This window comes from Alteribacillus sp. JSM 102045 (assembly GCF_041949975.1).
Classification (GTDB): domain Bacteria; phylum Bacillota; class Bacilli; order Bacillales; family Marinococcaceae; genus Alteribacillus.
Genome location: NZ_JBHFQG010000031.1, coordinates 16,435 through 30,797, shown reverse-complemented (window position 1 = coordinate 30,797; position 14,363 = coordinate 16,435). Strand labels below are relative to the sequence as shown.

General features: G+C 42.3%; 15 protein-coding genes and 1 riboswitch. All 15 genes read right to left on the bottom strand.

Going from position 1 to position 14,363, the window contains the following annotated elements:
• Positions 1-22: 22 nt before the first annotated feature.
• Positions 23-1,561 carry a bifunctional phosphoribosylaminoimidazolecarboxamide formyltransferase/IMP cyclohydrolase gene (gene purH / locus ACE1TI_RS16965; RefSeq protein WP_375008740.1) on the bottom strand — a complete coding sequence of 513 codons (1,539 nt, stop codon included), beginning with the start codon at positions 1,559-1,561 and terminating at the stop codon, positions 23-25.
• Positions 1,551-2,150: a phosphoribosylglycinamide formyltransferase gene (purN, locus tag ACE1TI_RS16960; RefSeq protein WP_375008739.1), complete on the bottom strand. Its 600-nt coding sequence runs from the start codon at positions 2,148-2,150 to the stop codon at positions 1,551-1,553. The genes purH and purN overlap by 11 nt, the downstream gene beginning before the upstream one ends.
• Complete coding sequence (gene purM / locus ACE1TI_RS16955; RefSeq protein ID WP_375008738.1) at positions 2,147-3,187, bottom strand: phosphoribosylformylglycinamidine cyclo-ligase; 1,041 nt, start codon at positions 3,185-3,187, stop codon at positions 2,147-2,149. The genes purN and purM overlap by 4 nt, the downstream gene beginning before the upstream one ends.
• A 32-nt stretch (positions 3,188-3,219) precedes the next feature.
• Positions 3,220-4,641, bottom strand: a complete 1,422-nt coding sequence (gene purF / locus ACE1TI_RS16950) for an amidophosphoribosyltransferase (RefSeq protein WP_375008737.1) — start codon at positions 4,639-4,641, stop codon at positions 3,220-3,222.
• Positions 4,617-6,845, bottom strand: a complete 2,229-nt coding sequence (purL, locus tag ACE1TI_RS16945) for a phosphoribosylformylglycinamidine synthase subunit PurL (RefSeq protein ID WP_375008736.1) — start codon at positions 6,843-6,845, stop codon at positions 4,617-4,619. Before purL ends, purF begins: the two co-directional genes overlap by 25 nt.
• Positions 6,829-7,512, bottom strand: coding sequence for a phosphoribosylformylglycinamidine synthase subunit PurQ (purQ, locus tag ACE1TI_RS16940; RefSeq protein WP_375008735.1), 684 nt, complete (start codon positions 7,510-7,512; stop codon positions 6,829-6,831). The genes purL and purQ overlap by 17 nt, the downstream gene beginning before the upstream one ends.
• Positions 7,512-7,760, bottom strand: a complete 249-nt coding sequence (purS, locus tag ACE1TI_RS16935) for a phosphoribosylformylglycinamidine synthase subunit PurS (protein WP_375008734.1) — start codon at positions 7,758-7,760, stop codon at positions 7,512-7,514. The genes purQ and purS overlap by 1 nt, the downstream gene beginning before the upstream one ends.
• Positions 7,753-8,472 (bottom strand): phosphoribosylaminoimidazolesuccinocarboxamide synthase, encoded by a 720-nt coding sequence (gene purC, locus ACE1TI_RS16930; RefSeq protein ID WP_375008733.1) that lies wholly within the window; start codon positions 8,470-8,472, stop codon positions 7,753-7,755. Before purC ends, purS begins: the two co-directional genes overlap by 8 nt.
• Before the next feature lie 72 nt (positions 8,473-8,544).
• The gene (gene purB / locus ACE1TI_RS16925) at positions 8,545-9,840 is read right to left on the bottom strand and encodes an adenylosuccinate lyase (protein ID WP_375008732.1); all 1,296 of its coding nucleotides are present in this window, start codon (positions 9,838-9,840) and stop codon (positions 8,545-8,547) included.
• Between the two features lie 37 nt (positions 9,841-9,877).
• Positions 9,878-11,023 carry a 5-(carboxyamino)imidazole ribonucleotide synthase gene (gene purK / locus ACE1TI_RS16920; protein WP_375008731.1) on the bottom strand — a complete coding sequence of 382 codons (1,146 nt, stop codon included), beginning with the start codon at positions 11,021-11,023 and terminating at the stop codon, positions 9,878-9,880.
• The gene (gene purE, locus ACE1TI_RS16915; RefSeq protein ID WP_375008730.1) at positions 11,020-11,505 is read right to left on the bottom strand and encodes a 5-(carboxyamino)imidazole ribonucleotide mutase; all 486 of its coding nucleotides are present in this window, start codon (positions 11,503-11,505) and stop codon (positions 11,020-11,022) included. The genes purK and purE overlap by 4 nt, the downstream gene beginning before the upstream one ends.
• 144 nt (positions 11,506-11,649) lie before the next feature.
• Positions 11,650-11,752, bottom strand: a riboswitch (purine riboswitch).
• A gap of 87 nt (positions 11,753-11,839) precedes the next feature.
• Positions 11,840-12,040, bottom strand: coding sequence for an NETI motif-containing protein (locus ACE1TI_RS16910; RefSeq protein WP_375008729.1), 201 nt, complete (start codon positions 12,038-12,040; stop codon positions 11,840-11,842).
• A 34-nt stretch (positions 12,041-12,074) separates the two neighbouring features.
• Positions 12,075-12,614, bottom strand: a complete 540-nt coding sequence (locus tag ACE1TI_RS16905) for a DUF2179 domain-containing protein (protein WP_375008728.1) — start codon at positions 12,612-12,614, stop codon at positions 12,075-12,077.
• Positions 12,615-12,698: 84 nt separating this feature from the next.
• The gene (locus tag ACE1TI_RS16900) at positions 12,699-13,223 is read right to left on the bottom strand and encodes an isoprenylcysteine carboxyl methyltransferase family protein (RefSeq protein WP_375008727.1); all 525 of its coding nucleotides are present in this window, start codon (positions 13,221-13,223) and stop codon (positions 12,699-12,701) included.
• Positions 13,220-14,290, bottom strand: coding sequence for a type III polyketide synthase (locus ACE1TI_RS16895; RefSeq protein WP_375008726.1), 1,071 nt, complete (start codon positions 14,288-14,290; stop codon positions 13,220-13,222). The genes ACE1TI_RS16900 and ACE1TI_RS16895 overlap by 4 nt, the downstream gene beginning before the upstream one ends.
• Between the last annotated feature and the right edge of the window lie 73 nt (positions 14,291-14,363).

Sequence of the window (14,363 nt, the reverse complement as noted above, 5' to 3'; positions counted from 1 at the left end):
CCTTTGAACATAACAACCCAATTTAGTGTTTAAAGTGGCGCATCCCTGTAAAGACCATTGTAATCCCTAGTTCATTTGCTTTTTCAATGGATTCTTCGTCTCGAATTGAACCACCTGGCTGAATGATAGCGCTAATACCAGCTTTTCCTGCTTCCTCTACTGTATCTTTCATTGGGAAAAATGCATCGGATCCCATCGCGCTTCCATTTGCTTTCTCGCCGGCCTGTTCAATTGCTATTTTCGCAGCACCCACGCGATTCATTTGTCCGGCACCAACACCAATAGTCATATCATCTTTTGTAAGCAATATTGCATTTGATTTAACATGTTTTACCACTTTCCAAGCAAGCTTCAGATCCTGCCATTCTTGTTCTGTTGGTTCCCGTTCTGTTACAACGCGCACACCTGCATCTAAGAACCCTTTTCGATCTTCTTCCTGAATAAGAGCCCCTCCATGAACCGACGTGATTTTAGAGCGCTCTTGAGGCTCTTCGTCCAAAGTAACTGTTAATAAGCGAAGGTTTTTCTTTACTGTCAAAATATCGAGTGCTTCTTGTGTAAAGGTTGGAGCGATAATAATTTCAAGGAAAATTTCTTTCATTTTCTGTGCCGTTTCTTTATCTACTTCCCGGTTCAGGGCGATAATACCACCAAAAATGGAGACAGGATCGGCTTCAAATGCTTTTTCATACGCATCAAAAATATTTTCTCCTACCCCAACTCCGCATGGATTCATATGTTTTACAGCTACAGCTGCCGGCTGGCCGAATTCTTTCACAATAGAAAGGGCTGCCTCAGCATCATTTATATTATTGTATGAAAGTTCTTTTCCGTGCAGCTGAATGGCGTTAGCAATAGAACTTAACGGACCAATTGGCTCACGGTAAAAAGCAGCGTTCTGATGAGGATTTTCCCCATAACGAAGATCTTGTTTTTTCTCATAGGTGACCGTATATGTTTCAGGATACAGCTCTCCTGATTGTTCCGTTAAATAATTAGCAATAAGGGCATCATAGGAAGCTGTGTGCCGAAACACTTTTGCAGCAAGGCGTCTTTTCGTTTCCGTTGAAACGTCTCCATCTGTAAGCCACTCTTGCAATACTGTTTCGTAATCTTCGGGATCCGTTACTACGGTGACATACTTATGGTTTTTAGCCGCTGCGCGCAGCATGCTTGGACCGCCAATATCAATGTTTTCAATAGCTTCTTCAAAATCTGTATCTGGTTTTTCGATCGTTTGCTTGAAGGGATATAAATTGACTACAACAAGATCAATGGGGGCAATTCCTTGTTCCTTTAACTCGGCAGCATGCTCTTTTTTATTACGCATAGCAAGAAGTCCACTATGAATATTAGGATGCAGTGTTTTGACTCTCCCATCAAGGATTTCTGGAAATCCGGTAACTTCCGTAACTCCAGTAACATTAACGCCGCCTTCTTTTAAAATACGGCTCGTCCCGCCTGTAGAAATAATTTCTACACCCTCTTCTTCCAGCTGTTTAGCGAAAGGAAGAATGCCTTCCTTATTTGAAACACTAATTAATGCTCGTTTAATGCTCATTTTTAATTTGGCTCCCTTCCAACGTACGTTTCTCAATAATTGATTGAATCGTGTCCGGATATAAGCGATGTTCTACGGCTTGAATAGCTTTTGTCAGTGACTGGAGAGAATCCGTAGCTTTAACCGGAATTGCTTCTTGTGCAATTATTGTTCCAGTATCCATTCCTTCGTCTACCATGTGAATAGTAGCACCCGTTACTTTTACCCCTGCCCGCCATGCCTGGCCAATCGCATCCTTTCCAGGAAATGCCGGCAGAAGAGAAGGATGAATATTAAAAATACGACCCTCGTAGGAATGAAGAAGTGTTGGACCAATTAGTCTCATATATCCAGCTAATATTATCATATCAATTTCTTGCTGCCGAAGCTGCTTTACAATTTCTTCTTCAAAAGCAGCTTTGCCGGAATACTCTTTTGGGTGAAAGGAAAAAACAGAAATGCCATGTGTTTGAGCTCTTTTTTCTGCGTATGCCCCTGGTTTATCACATACAAGCAAAGATATTTCTGCTTGAAGCCTTCCTTCTTCAACTGCATCTACTATAGCTTGAAAGTTAGATCCGCTCCCTGATGCAAAAACAGCCAGTTTCATGAGAGACTCCCCCTCTCAATCACAAGCTCCCCTGCTTCCGTAACCGCACCAATGATACAAGCATCTTCTCCATTCTCTTTTAAAACAGCGACTGCTTTTTCTGCCTCTGCTGCATCAACGGCAGCAACTAAACCAATTCCCATATTGAAGGTACCATACATGTCACGCAGAGAAAGATTTCCGTGTTTCTCGATAAACGAAAAGATTAGCGGCAGTTTCCAATTGGATGGATCAACAGCTGCTCCTAAACCGTTTGGAAGCATACGAGGAATATTTTCATAAAAACCTCCGCCGGTAATATGAGCCATCCCTTTCACTGCCGCATTTTCTCTTAACGCTTTTATTGCTTTCACATAAATGCGTGTAGGTTCTAAAAGTATTTCTCCAAGCGGCCGGTCAAACGGAGAATACGTCTCATTTAGATCCAGCCCAGCTTGTTCAATCAGCACTTTCCGCACAAGGGAAAATCCATTGCTGTGAATACCATATGACGGCAGCCCTATTAAAATATCTCCAGGGGAGATATTTTCCCCTGTAATAATAGAGCTTTTTTCGGCCGCCCCGACGGTAAAACCAGCCAGGTCATATTCATCTTCCTCATACATTCCCGGCATCTCCGCCGTTTCTCCGCCAATCAGCGCACATCCTGCTTCTTCACAGCCATCAGCAACGCCTTTTACAATTGCTTCAATCTTCTCAGGCTCTGCTTTTCCACATGCAAGATAATCTAGAAAATAAAGAGGCTCTGCGCCTTGAACAGCAATGTCATTCACGCACATGGCAACCGCATCTTTTCCAATCGTATCATGTTTGTTCATGGCAAAGGCGAGCATAAGCTTTGTCCCAACCCCATCTGTGCCAGAAATAAGGACCGGTTCTTTATAAGGCAGGGAGGAAAAATCAAACATTGCTCCAAATCCTCCCAGTCCCCCCATTACTTCCGGCCGAAGCGTGCGGCTGGTGTGTTTTTTCATTCTTTCTACTGCTTCATAGCCAGCTTCTACGTTGACACCGGCTTTTTTATATGCCTCAGACATGAAAATGAGCCTCCTCTTATTGCTCTAAAATCTTAACAGTTCGTCACTTTATCATGGGGATGAAGAGTATCTTGATAAATTTCCGTCGGATAATTTCCGGTAAAACAAGCCAGGCACTGACCACAATTGGAATCATAATGTTCCCGGCCGATTCCATTCAACATGCCGTCAATACTAATAAAGGATAGAGAATCTGCGCCCATTCTTTCTTTCATTTCCTCTACGGAATGACTGGCTGCAATAAGTTCTGACTTAGTAGAGGTGTCTATTCCATAAAAACAAGGATGGGTAATAGGAGGCGAACTAATTCGCACATGAACTTCTGCTGCCCCGGCATCTTTTAGCATACGCACGATGCGGCGGCTAGTAGTTCCCCGAACGATGGAATCATCCACCATCACTACACGTTTTCCTTCTACGACTCCACGTACAGGTGAGAGTTTCATTTTTACCCCTTGTTCACGAAGCTCCTGAGATGGCTGGATAAACGTTCGTCCCACGTATCTATTCTTAATCATTCCTAATTCGTAAGGAATGCCGGTTTGTTCTGCATAACCGATCGCGGCAGAAATAGAAGAATCAGGCACCCCTGTTACAACATCTGCTTCTACAGGAGCTTCTTCCGCCAATTTTTTTCCAAGGTTTTTACGAGCAGTATGAACGTTAATCCCATCTAAATTGGAATCGGGACGTGAAAAGTAAATATATTCCATACTACAAAGACGACGCGGAGCTGCATTGGAAAATAGTTCAGAATGCATGCCGTTTTCATCAAATGTAATGATTTCACCTGGCTGCACTTCGCGTTCGTATTCTGCCCCTACTACGTCAAACGCACACGTTTCGGAAGCAACGACATACGCATCTCCAAGGCGGCCTAGTGATAGCGGACGCAAACCGTTCGGGTCTTGAGCAACCATTAGCTTATCCTCAGTCATTACCGCAAATGCATAGGCGCCCTTAAGCATGGACAAAGCGTTTGTAAGCTTATCTTCAAGACGCGGATATACACTTCGCTTAATAAGATGAGCAAGAACTTCAGTGTCTGAAGTAGATTGAAAAATACTTCCCTGGTTTTCAAGCTGGTGTTTTACTCCGTGTGCATTGACTAAGTTTCCATTATGAGCTATGGCAAGGCTGTCGGTTTGCGAACGAAACAAGAGAGGCTGGCAGTTATTTAACCCACCGCCTCCGGCTGTCGCGTAGCGAACGTGACCAATTGAAGCATGGCCGTTCAACTGGTCTAGTTCTCCTTCTTTAAATGCTTCTGTTACCAGGCCAAGCCCTTTGTGAATAGATAACTGCTCTCCATCACTTACAACAATTCCTGCTCCTTCTTGTCCACGATGCTGTAAACTGTGCAGTCCATAATACGTAATTTGCGCAGCATCCTTGTGTCCCCATACGGCAAAAACTCCACATTCTTCGTTTAGTCCTTTGATTTCACCAAGCATGGAATAGCTCCTTTCCAGGCGCTTTCTAATTCTTCTGCTTCCGCCTGAAGCACGATTTCTCCTGATGGACTATGAATCTCAAGCTTCTCCTCCTGTGTTACCGTTCCAATAGCACGAGCTTCCGGAATAACACCTTCAAATTCTTCTTTTTTGTTCTCTGGTACTGAAACAAGAAAACGCGACTGTGTTTCAGAGAAAAGCTGAGCGGCAATATCTTCTTTGATTGTCAGCTTTGCTCCTAAGCCTGTGCCAATCAGGCTTTCAGCTGCTGCTACAGCCAGCCCTCCTTCAGCTATATCATGTGCTGAAGATACAAGCTGCTTTCGTATAGCATTTAAAAGCTTTTGCTGACGTTCTTTTTCTATCTCCAGGTTGATTGATGGAACTTTTCCTGAAATATCGCCTTCTAACAGCTTTTGCAGCTCACTGCCTCCGAATTCGGCTTTCGTCTCTCCGATTAAATAAATCAGGTCGCCTTCATTATTAAAGGATTGGGTGGTGATATGATCTAAATCTTCAATGAGCCCCACCATCCCTACAACGGGAGTTGGATAAACAGCTCCTTCTTTTGTTTCGTTATAAAGAGAAACATTTCCGCCAATAACAGGAGTTTGCAGCTGTTCACAAGCTTCGCTCATTCCATCTGTCGACTTCTCAAGCTGCCAGTATATTTCAGGATTCTCTGGACTGCCATAATTCAGACAGTCTGTAAGACCGAGTGGAACACCTCCAGAGCAAACAATGTTTCTCGCTGCTTCTGCAATAGCAATTTTACCGCCAGTTTCAGGGTCTAAATATATATAACGGCTGTTAGAGTCTGTTGTCATGGCCAGTGCTTTATTTTTCCCGCGCACACGTAGGACAGCAGCATCAGAACCTGGCTGGACGACGGTGTTTGTTTGTACCATATAATCATATTGATCATAAACCCATTCTTTGCTTGCGATTGTTGGCTGCTTTAGCAGGTCAAGCAGTGTTTGTTTCATATCGTCAATATAAAAAACGGTTTCTGTAATCTGCTGATTAAACTGAAAAGCAGAATGCTCTTTGGAAGGCGGGTGATAAACAGGGGCTTCTTCTGCCAGAGCATCAACAGGTACATCCGCTACAAGATCCCCTTTATGCCATAAACGAAGTTGTTTTTCATCCGTTACGTGCCCTACTTCTGCTGAGAGGAGACCCCATCGATCACATATCTCTTTGATTTCTTGTTCGCGGCCTTTTTCAACAACAAGAAGCATACGCTCTTGAGACTCTGAAAGCATCATTTCATATGGCGTCATGTCTTGTTCACGCTGCGGCACCTTGTCTAAATCCATTTCGATACCAGAACCGGCCTTACTTGCCATTTCTGCTGAAGACGATGTCAAGCCAGCTGCTCCCATATCCTGAATTCCAATCAGAGCATCTGATTGAACAAGTTCTAAGCAAGCTTCAAGCAGCAGTTTCTCCATAAACGGATCACCAACTTGAACAGAAGGGCGTTTGCTTTCTGATTCTTCACTTAACTCTTCGGATGCAAACGTAGCTCCGTGGATACCGTCTTTCCCAGTACTTGCGCCTACATACATCACGGTATTTCCTGCACCTTTAGCCTGTCCTTTTTGAATATCTTTATGGTCAATTAACCCTACGCACATTGCGTTTACGAGAGGATTTCCTTCATAGCATGGATCAAACTGAACCTCTCCGCCAACTGTAGGAACACCGACACAGTTCCCATAACCTGCAATACCAGCTACGACTTCTTCAAATAGATAACGAACCTTCGGGGAAGTAAGCTCTCCAAAGCGAAGAGAATTTAATAGCGCTACCGGCTTTGCCCCCATTGAGAAAACGTCACGTAATATGCCGCCTACCCCGGTCGCAGCTCCCTGGTAAGGTTCAATGGCAGAAGGGTGGTTATGACTCTCAATCTTAAATACAACCGCCTGCTCGTCTCCAATGTCGATAATTCCAGCGCCTTCTCCTGGTCCCTGGAGCACTTTTTCACCGCTTACTGGAAATTTTTTCAGCAGTACTTTTGAGTGTTTATAACTGCAATGTTCAGACCACATTACTGAAAATAAACCAGTTTCTGTGTAATTAGGCTGACGGCCGAGAATTTTCTCTGCAAATGCAAATTCTTCGTCTGTTAAACCCATTTCCTGATATATTTTCTCTTCTTTAATTTTCTCGGGTGACGGTTCAAGAAGTAAGGACATGAGATTCCCTCCAGTGGTTCAAGATCGATTGGAAAAGCTTTAAGCCATCACTGCTTCCTAGTAAACTCGTTGTTGCACGTTCCGGGTGTGGCATCATACCCAGAACATTTCCTTTTTCATTAATAATACCGGCGATACCATCTACAGAACCGTTGATATCATCTTTGTAAGTGAACACAATTTGATTATTTTCTTTTAATTGCTGTAAGGTTTTGTTATCACAATAATAATTGCCATCGCCATGAGCAACCGGAATCGTAATAGATTCCCCTTTTTGATAACTTCCCGTAAAACCGGTTTGATTATTTTCTACGGAAAGCCCTACTGGACGGCAAATAAATTTCAAATCTTTGTTTCGCTGCATTGCTCCGGGCAGAAGACCTGCTTCAAGCAGCACTTGAAAGCCATTGCATACGCCTAATACGGGTTTCCCTTTTTCTGCTTCTTCGATGACACTCTTCATTACTGGTGCAAATCGTGCAATAGCTCCAGAGCGCAGATAATCACCATAAGAAAAGCCGCCTGGCAGCAGAATCGCATCATATTCTGCAACACTTTTTTCTGTATACCAAACTTTATCTGCCTCTTCTTGCAATCCTTCTGTAATTGCATACACCATATCGTCGTCACAATTGGAACCAGGAAAGACAATGACTGCAAACTTCATTAAGATACAGCCTCCCCGATTTTATAAGTGTAATCTTCTATGACCGGATTGGAGAGAAGCTTTTCGCACATTTCTTCTACACGCTCTTCCAGGTTTTCTGTTTTTTCTACTTCCAGCTCTATATATTTACCAGTTTCTACACTTTTCACTTCTTCGTAGTTCATTGTGTGAAGAGCATTAGTAATTGCACTTCCCTGCGGGTCTAAAACTCCTTCTTTAAGCGTTACATATACTTGAACTTTAACCACGTACAGCCCCTCCCAGTCTTTTTAAAATTTCATTGTATCCGTCCTGCAGCGAACCAAGGCCAAAACGGAATAAATCTTTGTCGAATTTTTCTCTTGTTTCTTTATCCCACAACCGACATGTATCGGGAGATATTTCATCAGCTAACAGAAGTTCGCCATCTGCAGTCATACCAAATTCCAGCTTAAAATCTACCAGCAGAAGTCCGCAGTTATCAAAGTGCTGTTTCAGTGTTTCATTAATTGCTAATGCCTGTTTCTTCATATTGCTTACCTGTTCAGGCTCTGCAGCTTGAAGAATACGAATGTGATCGTTGTTGATAAGTGGATCACCAAGGTCATCGTCTTTGTAATAAAATTCGACAATTGCCTGCTCAAGTTCTGTGCCTTCGTCTATTCCAATTCTTTTATGAAGACTGCCTGCAACAATATTCCTTACTACTACTTCTAAAGGATTTATGCTGGTTTGCTTTACCACCTGTTCAGTAGCCGAGATTTTTTTGACAAAATGACTGGAGATACCAGAATCATTAAGTTTTTGAAACAACAGAGAGGAAATTTCATTGTTGAGCCTTCCCTTGCCGTGAAGCACTTCTTTTTTTTCTCCATTAAAAGCGGTTGCGTCATCTTTGTATTCCACCCATAAAAGCTCTGGTTCATCCGTTTGGTAAAGCTTCTTTGCTTTCCCTTCATATAACAGCTCTTCTTTTTGCATCGGAGAGCGCCTCCTTGCTATACTTTAAGATTAAAAATACCTGTAAAATCGAGGGGGCTAACTGGCCCCGCTTTATTTTAAACCTGCTCTGGAGAAAATCTCATCTACTCGCTGCAAATGGTGATGATAGTCAAAACAGTCATCGATTTCTTCTGCTGTCAGTGTTTCTGTAATACGAGGCTCTTGTTCCACCAGCGTACGGAAAGGAACTCCTTTTTCCCATGCTTCCATTGCTTTTGGCTGCACGAGGTCATACGCTTCTTCCCGCACCATTCCTTTATTGATAAGCGTAAGAAGAACCCGCTGCGAATAAATAAGTCCGTACGTCCTTTCCATATTCGCTTTCATATTTTCTGGGAAGACAGTCAAATTCTTTACGATATTTCCAAATCGGTTCAGCATGTAATTGAGTGCTATCGTGGAATCAGGCAAAATAATTCGCTCTGCTGAAGAATGAGAAATATCACGTTCATGCCATAGCGGTACATTTTCATAAGCTGTCATCATATGGCCGCGAATCACCCTTGAAAGACCAGTCATGTTTTCAGAGCCTACCGGATTGCGTTTATGAGGCATAGCGGACGATCCTTTTTGTCCTTTAGCAAAAAACTCTTCCACTTCTCTTGTTTCGCTTTTTTGCAACCCTCTAATTTCTACTGCCATTTTTTCAATTGATGTTGCAATAAGTGCAATGGTGCTTAAATAGTGAGCGTGCCGGTCTCTTTGCAAGGTTTGAGTGGATACTGGCGCTGTCTCAAGCCCGAGCTTTTCACATACATAAGACTCAATAAACGGCGGGATGTTTGCAAACGTTCCAACTGCCCCGGACAGCTTTCCTACCCTTACACTTTCAGACGCTGCTTTAAACCTTTCTAAATTTCGTTTCATTTCCTGATACCATAACGCAAGCTTCAGACCAAACGTGGTTGGTTCAGCGTGAACCCCGTGTGTACGCCCCATCATCACAGTATATTTGTGTTCGAGCGCTTTTTCTTTCAAGATAGTAAGAAAACGTTCAAGATCTTTTTCTAATATATCGTTTGCTTGCTTTAGTAAATAAGAAAGAGCTGTATCTACAACGTCTGTGGAAGTCAGTCCGTAATGAACCCACTTTCTTTCTTCGCCAAGGGTTTCCGATACTGCACGGGTGAATGCAACTACATCGTGCCTTGTTTCCGCTTCAATCTCGTTAATACGTTCCACATTAAAGCCGGCATTTTCCCGAATTTTTTTCACATCATCTTTTGGTATATCTCCAAGCTCTGCCCAAGCTTCACATGCAGAGATTTCAACTTCCAGCCAGGCATTAAAACGATTTTCTTCTGTCCAAATGGCCCCCATCTCAGGGCGCGTATACCGTTCGATCATGAGATTTCCTCCACTCTCTATCCTTTTTTCTAATGTCTTATTTAATAGAAGAAGCTTGTTTATCCCAAATGCGGTTGGTTTTTGTAAGAGCTTCTTCTGTATCTTTCCCAAGCACTGTCCAATGTCCCATTTTCCTTCCGTATTTTGCTTCATCTTTTCCGTACACATGAAGATGTCCGGTTTCAGTGAAACTATCCACATTATCATAGACAAAAGGAATATGCTGTCCGAGCAGATTAGTCATTACAACAGGCTTTAATAAATTAGTCGACCCGAGCGGCCATCCGCAAATTGCTCGTATATGCTGTTCAAACTGGGATGTTTCACATGCTTCTATCGTGTAATGACCGGAGTTATGGGGACGTGGGGCTAGTTCATTTACATAAATATCCCCATCATCTAATACGAACATTTCCACAGCCAGAGTCCCTTTAAGTTCGAGTATTTCTGCTAATTCATAAGCAATGTTTCTTGCTTTTTTTTCCGTGTCAGAATTGATTCTCGCTGGCACAATGGTTTGGTGCAGAATATTGTTCTGATGGATGTTTTCTCCGACAGGAAACGTTGAGACTTCCCCAGTCGTGCTTCTTGTAACAATTACAGAAATTTCTTTTTCAAAGGGCACCCAAGCTTCTAACACTAAATCTTTTTCATTTCCATTAAGTGTGTCGAACGCTTCTTCCGCATTCATATTTTCTTGTATCACTACCTGGCCTTTTCCGTCATATCCGCCCTGGCATGTTTTCAACACGGCAGGCCTCCCAAGCTCTTCCAAAGCTTTGGTTAAGTCTTCTTTGGATTGTACCGGACGATATGGCGATACAAAAACGCCTGCTTCTTCAATCGCAGTTTTTTCTCTTATGCGGTGCTGCGTCGTGTAAAGCAGATTGCCGCCCTGCGGAAGGTAAAGAGTTTTTTCAAGAAAAGCAGCAGTGGGGGCATCGATGTTTTCAAATTCATAAGTAAGAACATCACAATATTTAGCGAGTTCTTCAGCTCCTTCTCTATCATCATAAGCCGCCTCTACTTCAATGTCAGCTGTTTGACCAGCTGGTGAATCCGTTTTTGGTTCTAGCACTGCAATTCGAAATCCCATCGCTTTCGCTGCTAATGCCATCATCCTTCCGAGCTGGCCGCCTCCTAAAATACCAATGGTTTTCCCAGGAGGGAGAAGAGTACTCACGATAAATCACCCGTTTCTATAACTTTTTGTCGAAGTTCTTCTCGCCTTTTTTCGAGCTGGTCTGCAAGCTTAAGATCGAAAGCTGCCAGAAATTCTGCGGCAAGCAGTCCTGCATTTACAGCTCCAGCCTTTCCAATCGCTACCGTTGCAACAGGAACACCGCCTGGCATTTGCGCAATGGACAAGAGAGAATCCATGCCGTTTAAAGCCCTCGATTGTACAGGAACTCCAATCACTGGAAGGGTTGTTTTAGCGGCTACCATGCCAGGAAGGTGGGCGGCGCCGCCTGCACCGGCAACAATTGCTTTCAACCCTTTTTGGCGGGCTTTCTCCGCGTATTCAAACATCATATCAGGCGTACGGTGAGCTGATACTACTTTTTTTTCATAAGGAACAGATAGTTCTTCAAGCACCTCACAAGTATGTTTCATTGTTTCCCAATCAGAAGTGCTTCCCATAATTACTCCTACTTGCGGTTCCATTATTTTCTCCCCTTTAAATCGCACATTAGAAAACCCCGGTATGACAGATCTCTTCCTATGAGAGAAAGCTGCCAGCCTGCCGGGGTAAACTTACTTATTTGGACATGATGAACAGGCGATGCCTCCGGCTGTTTCATGCTCCGGTGCTTGCATATCTTCCCCCATAGTCCGGCGATTTACGGTCGCCAGGTAGAAACTTATCAGGCCTTATTCCTGACATTATATGAGGTATATTTAATTCTTCCGTTTAGTTACATGTATAGCTTAACAAGTTGTCACGAAATCTGTCAATCAAAAATCGAACATTAAAACTTATGACAAGTTTAATGTTCGGTTATTTAACCTTAGCTTCGAATATTATTTGTTGTTTCACAGGAATATTATCTATTTTCCCATTTTTCTTTACTTCTTCGAATACAGGTTTTTCCATGCGGCGAACAGGAAAATACCCCTCCTCTGCTATCCTTTTTAGACAATCATCAATGGTTTCTTCATCTCTTACTTCGAATCTTTTTTTCTTTAATTTCTTAGACATTTATTTTTCCTCCTGTAACATCCACTTGAATAACCTAACGTCTGACTCCTTTTACCCAGAAGCCTCCGAAAAATGCTTTCGGTTCGTGTGAAATGATAAAAGCTTTTGGGTCTAATTTTTTAATATTATTATATAAATCCGTTTCGGACTTTCTTGACGTTAAAATTTCCATCATCAAGCGCTCGCCTTCCCGCCCGTAAGCTACCCAGTTTGTTACTCCATATCCTTTATCCCTGAGAGCATTTGGAATGTCAGGCTCATATTCTTTCGTAATAACATTTACCGTAATATAACCTAAGGCCAGCTTCTCTTCAATTTTCATCCCTACTACGACTCCGGTGCCGAAACCAATCGCATATGCTGCTAAGTTCCAAATATTATCGAGGTTATCCAGTACGAGTCCTAAACCGAGAACATATATAACAATTTCTATCATACCCACTGCACCGGCAAAATAATGCTGCCCTTTCAATGTAAAAATCATCCGCAGCGTAAATAAAGTCACATAGATAATGTTGATAGTAAAAATAATAAAGATCATAGACAAGGCATTTTCAAGGAGAGCTTCAAACATATTAAACCGCTTCCTTCCCCGCTAAAAGCGCATTCATGATGAATTCGGGAAAAATATATCACGTTTTAGATAGTGTGGGAAGTACTAATCATTCGTCATTTTTTTTAAGTGTTCGAGTGCTCTTTCTTCGGCGGGAATTCGAACAGTTAGAAGGATAATTGTATTGGCTGCAAAGAAAAATAAAGCAGTTATCCAAGCACCAAATATAAGAGGCAAGATTATAATTTCAACACCCACAATGACGTAATTCGGGTGGGAAAGCCAGCGGTACGGTCCCTGGCTTACTTTTTTTTCTCCCGGCAGGACGATAATCTTAGTGTTCCAATATTGCCCTAATGATACAAGCGTCCAGATCCTGAGACATTGGACAATGAAAAAAAGCAGTAAAAATACCTGCCAACCCTTACCAAGCTCAAATTGTCTTCCTGACACTTCTGTTATTAATGAAAGGAAGAAAAAAATATGCAGCATAACAATCCATTTATAATGAGAGGCTCCGATTTCAACAGCTCCCTTTGCCTTCATTCTTTTTTCATTTTGATGTGCATATATCACTTCTGCAAGCCGCTGCAATACGACAAATGTAAATAATATTAAAAAAAGAGTCATATCCCTTTTTCTCCCCATTCAATCCACACCAGTTCTGAACTAAAACCCGGGCCTAATGCTGTGACCAGGCCATTATCTCCCTCGGAAGGCTGCTGATTCATTATTTTTTTCAAAACGTATAAAACCGTAGGAGACGACATGTTTCCCTGAACAGCTAATACTTCTCTTGATGGTGCTGTTTTTTCTTCTGTAAATGCAAGTGCCTTTTCATAAGCTTGCAGTACTTTTTTCCCGCCTGGGTGAGCAACAAAATGAGTAATGTCAGCTGGCTTTTTATTAAGCTTGTCTAGAAAGGTTTCGACATTTGGTTTAAGCCACTCTTCTATAATTGAAGGAATGTCTCTAGAAAAAATCACATGAAGGCCTTCATTTTTAATATCCCACCCCATAACATCTTCCGAGTGAGGCATTAAGGTTGACATCGTATCTATGGTCCGTGGGGAAATCTTTTCTTGTTTAATATCTTCCCCAGTCATAAGTGCACAAGCAGCCCCATCTGCAAACAAAGAAGTACCAATTAAATTACTTTTTGATGTGTCGCCGCGTTGAAAAGTAAGGCTGCACAACTCAAGACAAAGTACAAGCACTTTAGCAGAAGGATAAGCCAGTAAAAATTCATGGGCACGACTAAGGGCTGCGGCTCCTCCTGCACAGCCGAGCCCCCAGATCGGAATACGTTTTATATGAGAAGGAAAAAGTAATTCATTCATTATACGAGCATCAATTGTTGGAGTCGCCATCCCGGAACTTGAAATAAAGAAAAAGGCATCAATTTCTTCTTTGGCTGTATTCATCTCCTGTAAACACCCTGTTACCGCCTGGATTCCCATTTTTATAGCTTCATTTATATATAATTCATTTTTCTCTTCTAAGTCATGGCTCTGTTGGAACCATGGTAATGGTGCAGCAAAATAGCGGCTTTCAATCTGACCGTTTCCAAACACTTTTAATAAACGATCGATGTCTGAAAAATGCTCACCAAATAACTCGCGAACCACTTCAACTGTTTCTTCTTGGTTTACACGGTAAGGGGCATTTACAGTCTCTACATGCTGTATAAATGGCATCGTTTCACCTTCTCTTTATTTCTATGGTATAGTTTTTCCTCGGCTGTTAAAAAATACACTATTTACATGAGTA

Excerpts from the sequence above, each read along its gene's own strand:
- purC (WP_375008733.1), bottom strand. The coding sequence starts at position 8,472 with ATGCAAAAAGAAGAGCTGTTATATGAAGGGAAAGCAAAGAAGCTTTAC.
- purN (WP_375008739.1), bottom strand. The coding sequence starts at position 2,150 with ATGAAACTGGCTGTTTTTGCATCAGGGAGCGGATCTAACTTTCAAGCT.
- purQ (WP_375008735.1), bottom strand. The coding sequence starts at position 7,512 with ATGAAGTTTGCAGTCATTGTCTTTCCTGGTTCCAATTGTGACGACGAT.
- purL (WP_375008736.1), bottom strand. The coding sequence starts at position 6,845 with ATGTCCTTACTTCTTGAACCGTCACCCGAGAAAATTAAAGAAGAGAAA.
- ACE1TI_RS16910 (WP_375008729.1), bottom strand. The coding sequence starts at position 12,040 with ATGTCTAAGAAATTAAAGAAAAAAAGATTCGAAGTAAGAGATGAAGAA.
- purB (WP_375008732.1), bottom strand. The coding sequence starts at position 9,840 with ATGATCGAACGGTATACGCGCCCTGAGATGGGGGCCATTTGGACAGAA.
- purH (WP_375008740.1), bottom strand. The coding sequence starts at position 1,561 with ATGAGCATTAAACGAGCATTAATTAGTGTTTCAAATAAGGAAGGCATT.
- ACE1TI_RS16900 (WP_375008727.1), bottom strand. The coding sequence starts at position 13,223 with ATGACTCTTTTTTTAATATTATTTACATTTGTCGTATTGCAGCGGCTT.
- ACE1TI_RS16905 (WP_375008728.1), bottom strand. The coding sequence starts at position 12,614 with ATGTTTGAAGCTCTCCTTGAAAATGCCTTGTCTATGATCTTTATTATT.
- purE (WP_375008730.1), bottom strand. The coding sequence starts at position 11,505 with ATGGAACCGCAAGTAGGAGTAATTATGGGAAGCACTTCTGATTGGGAA.
- purF (WP_375008737.1), bottom strand. The coding sequence starts at position 4,641 with ATGCTTGGTGAAATCAAAGGACTAAACGAAGAATGTGGAGTTTTTGCC.
- purM (WP_375008738.1), bottom strand. The coding sequence starts at position 3,187 with ATGTCTGAGGCATATAAAAAAGCCGGTGTCAACGTAGAAGCTGGCTAT.
- ACE1TI_RS16895 (WP_375008726.1), bottom strand. The coding sequence starts at position 14,290 with ATGCCATTTATACAGCATGTAGAGACTGTAAATGCCCCTTACCGTGTA.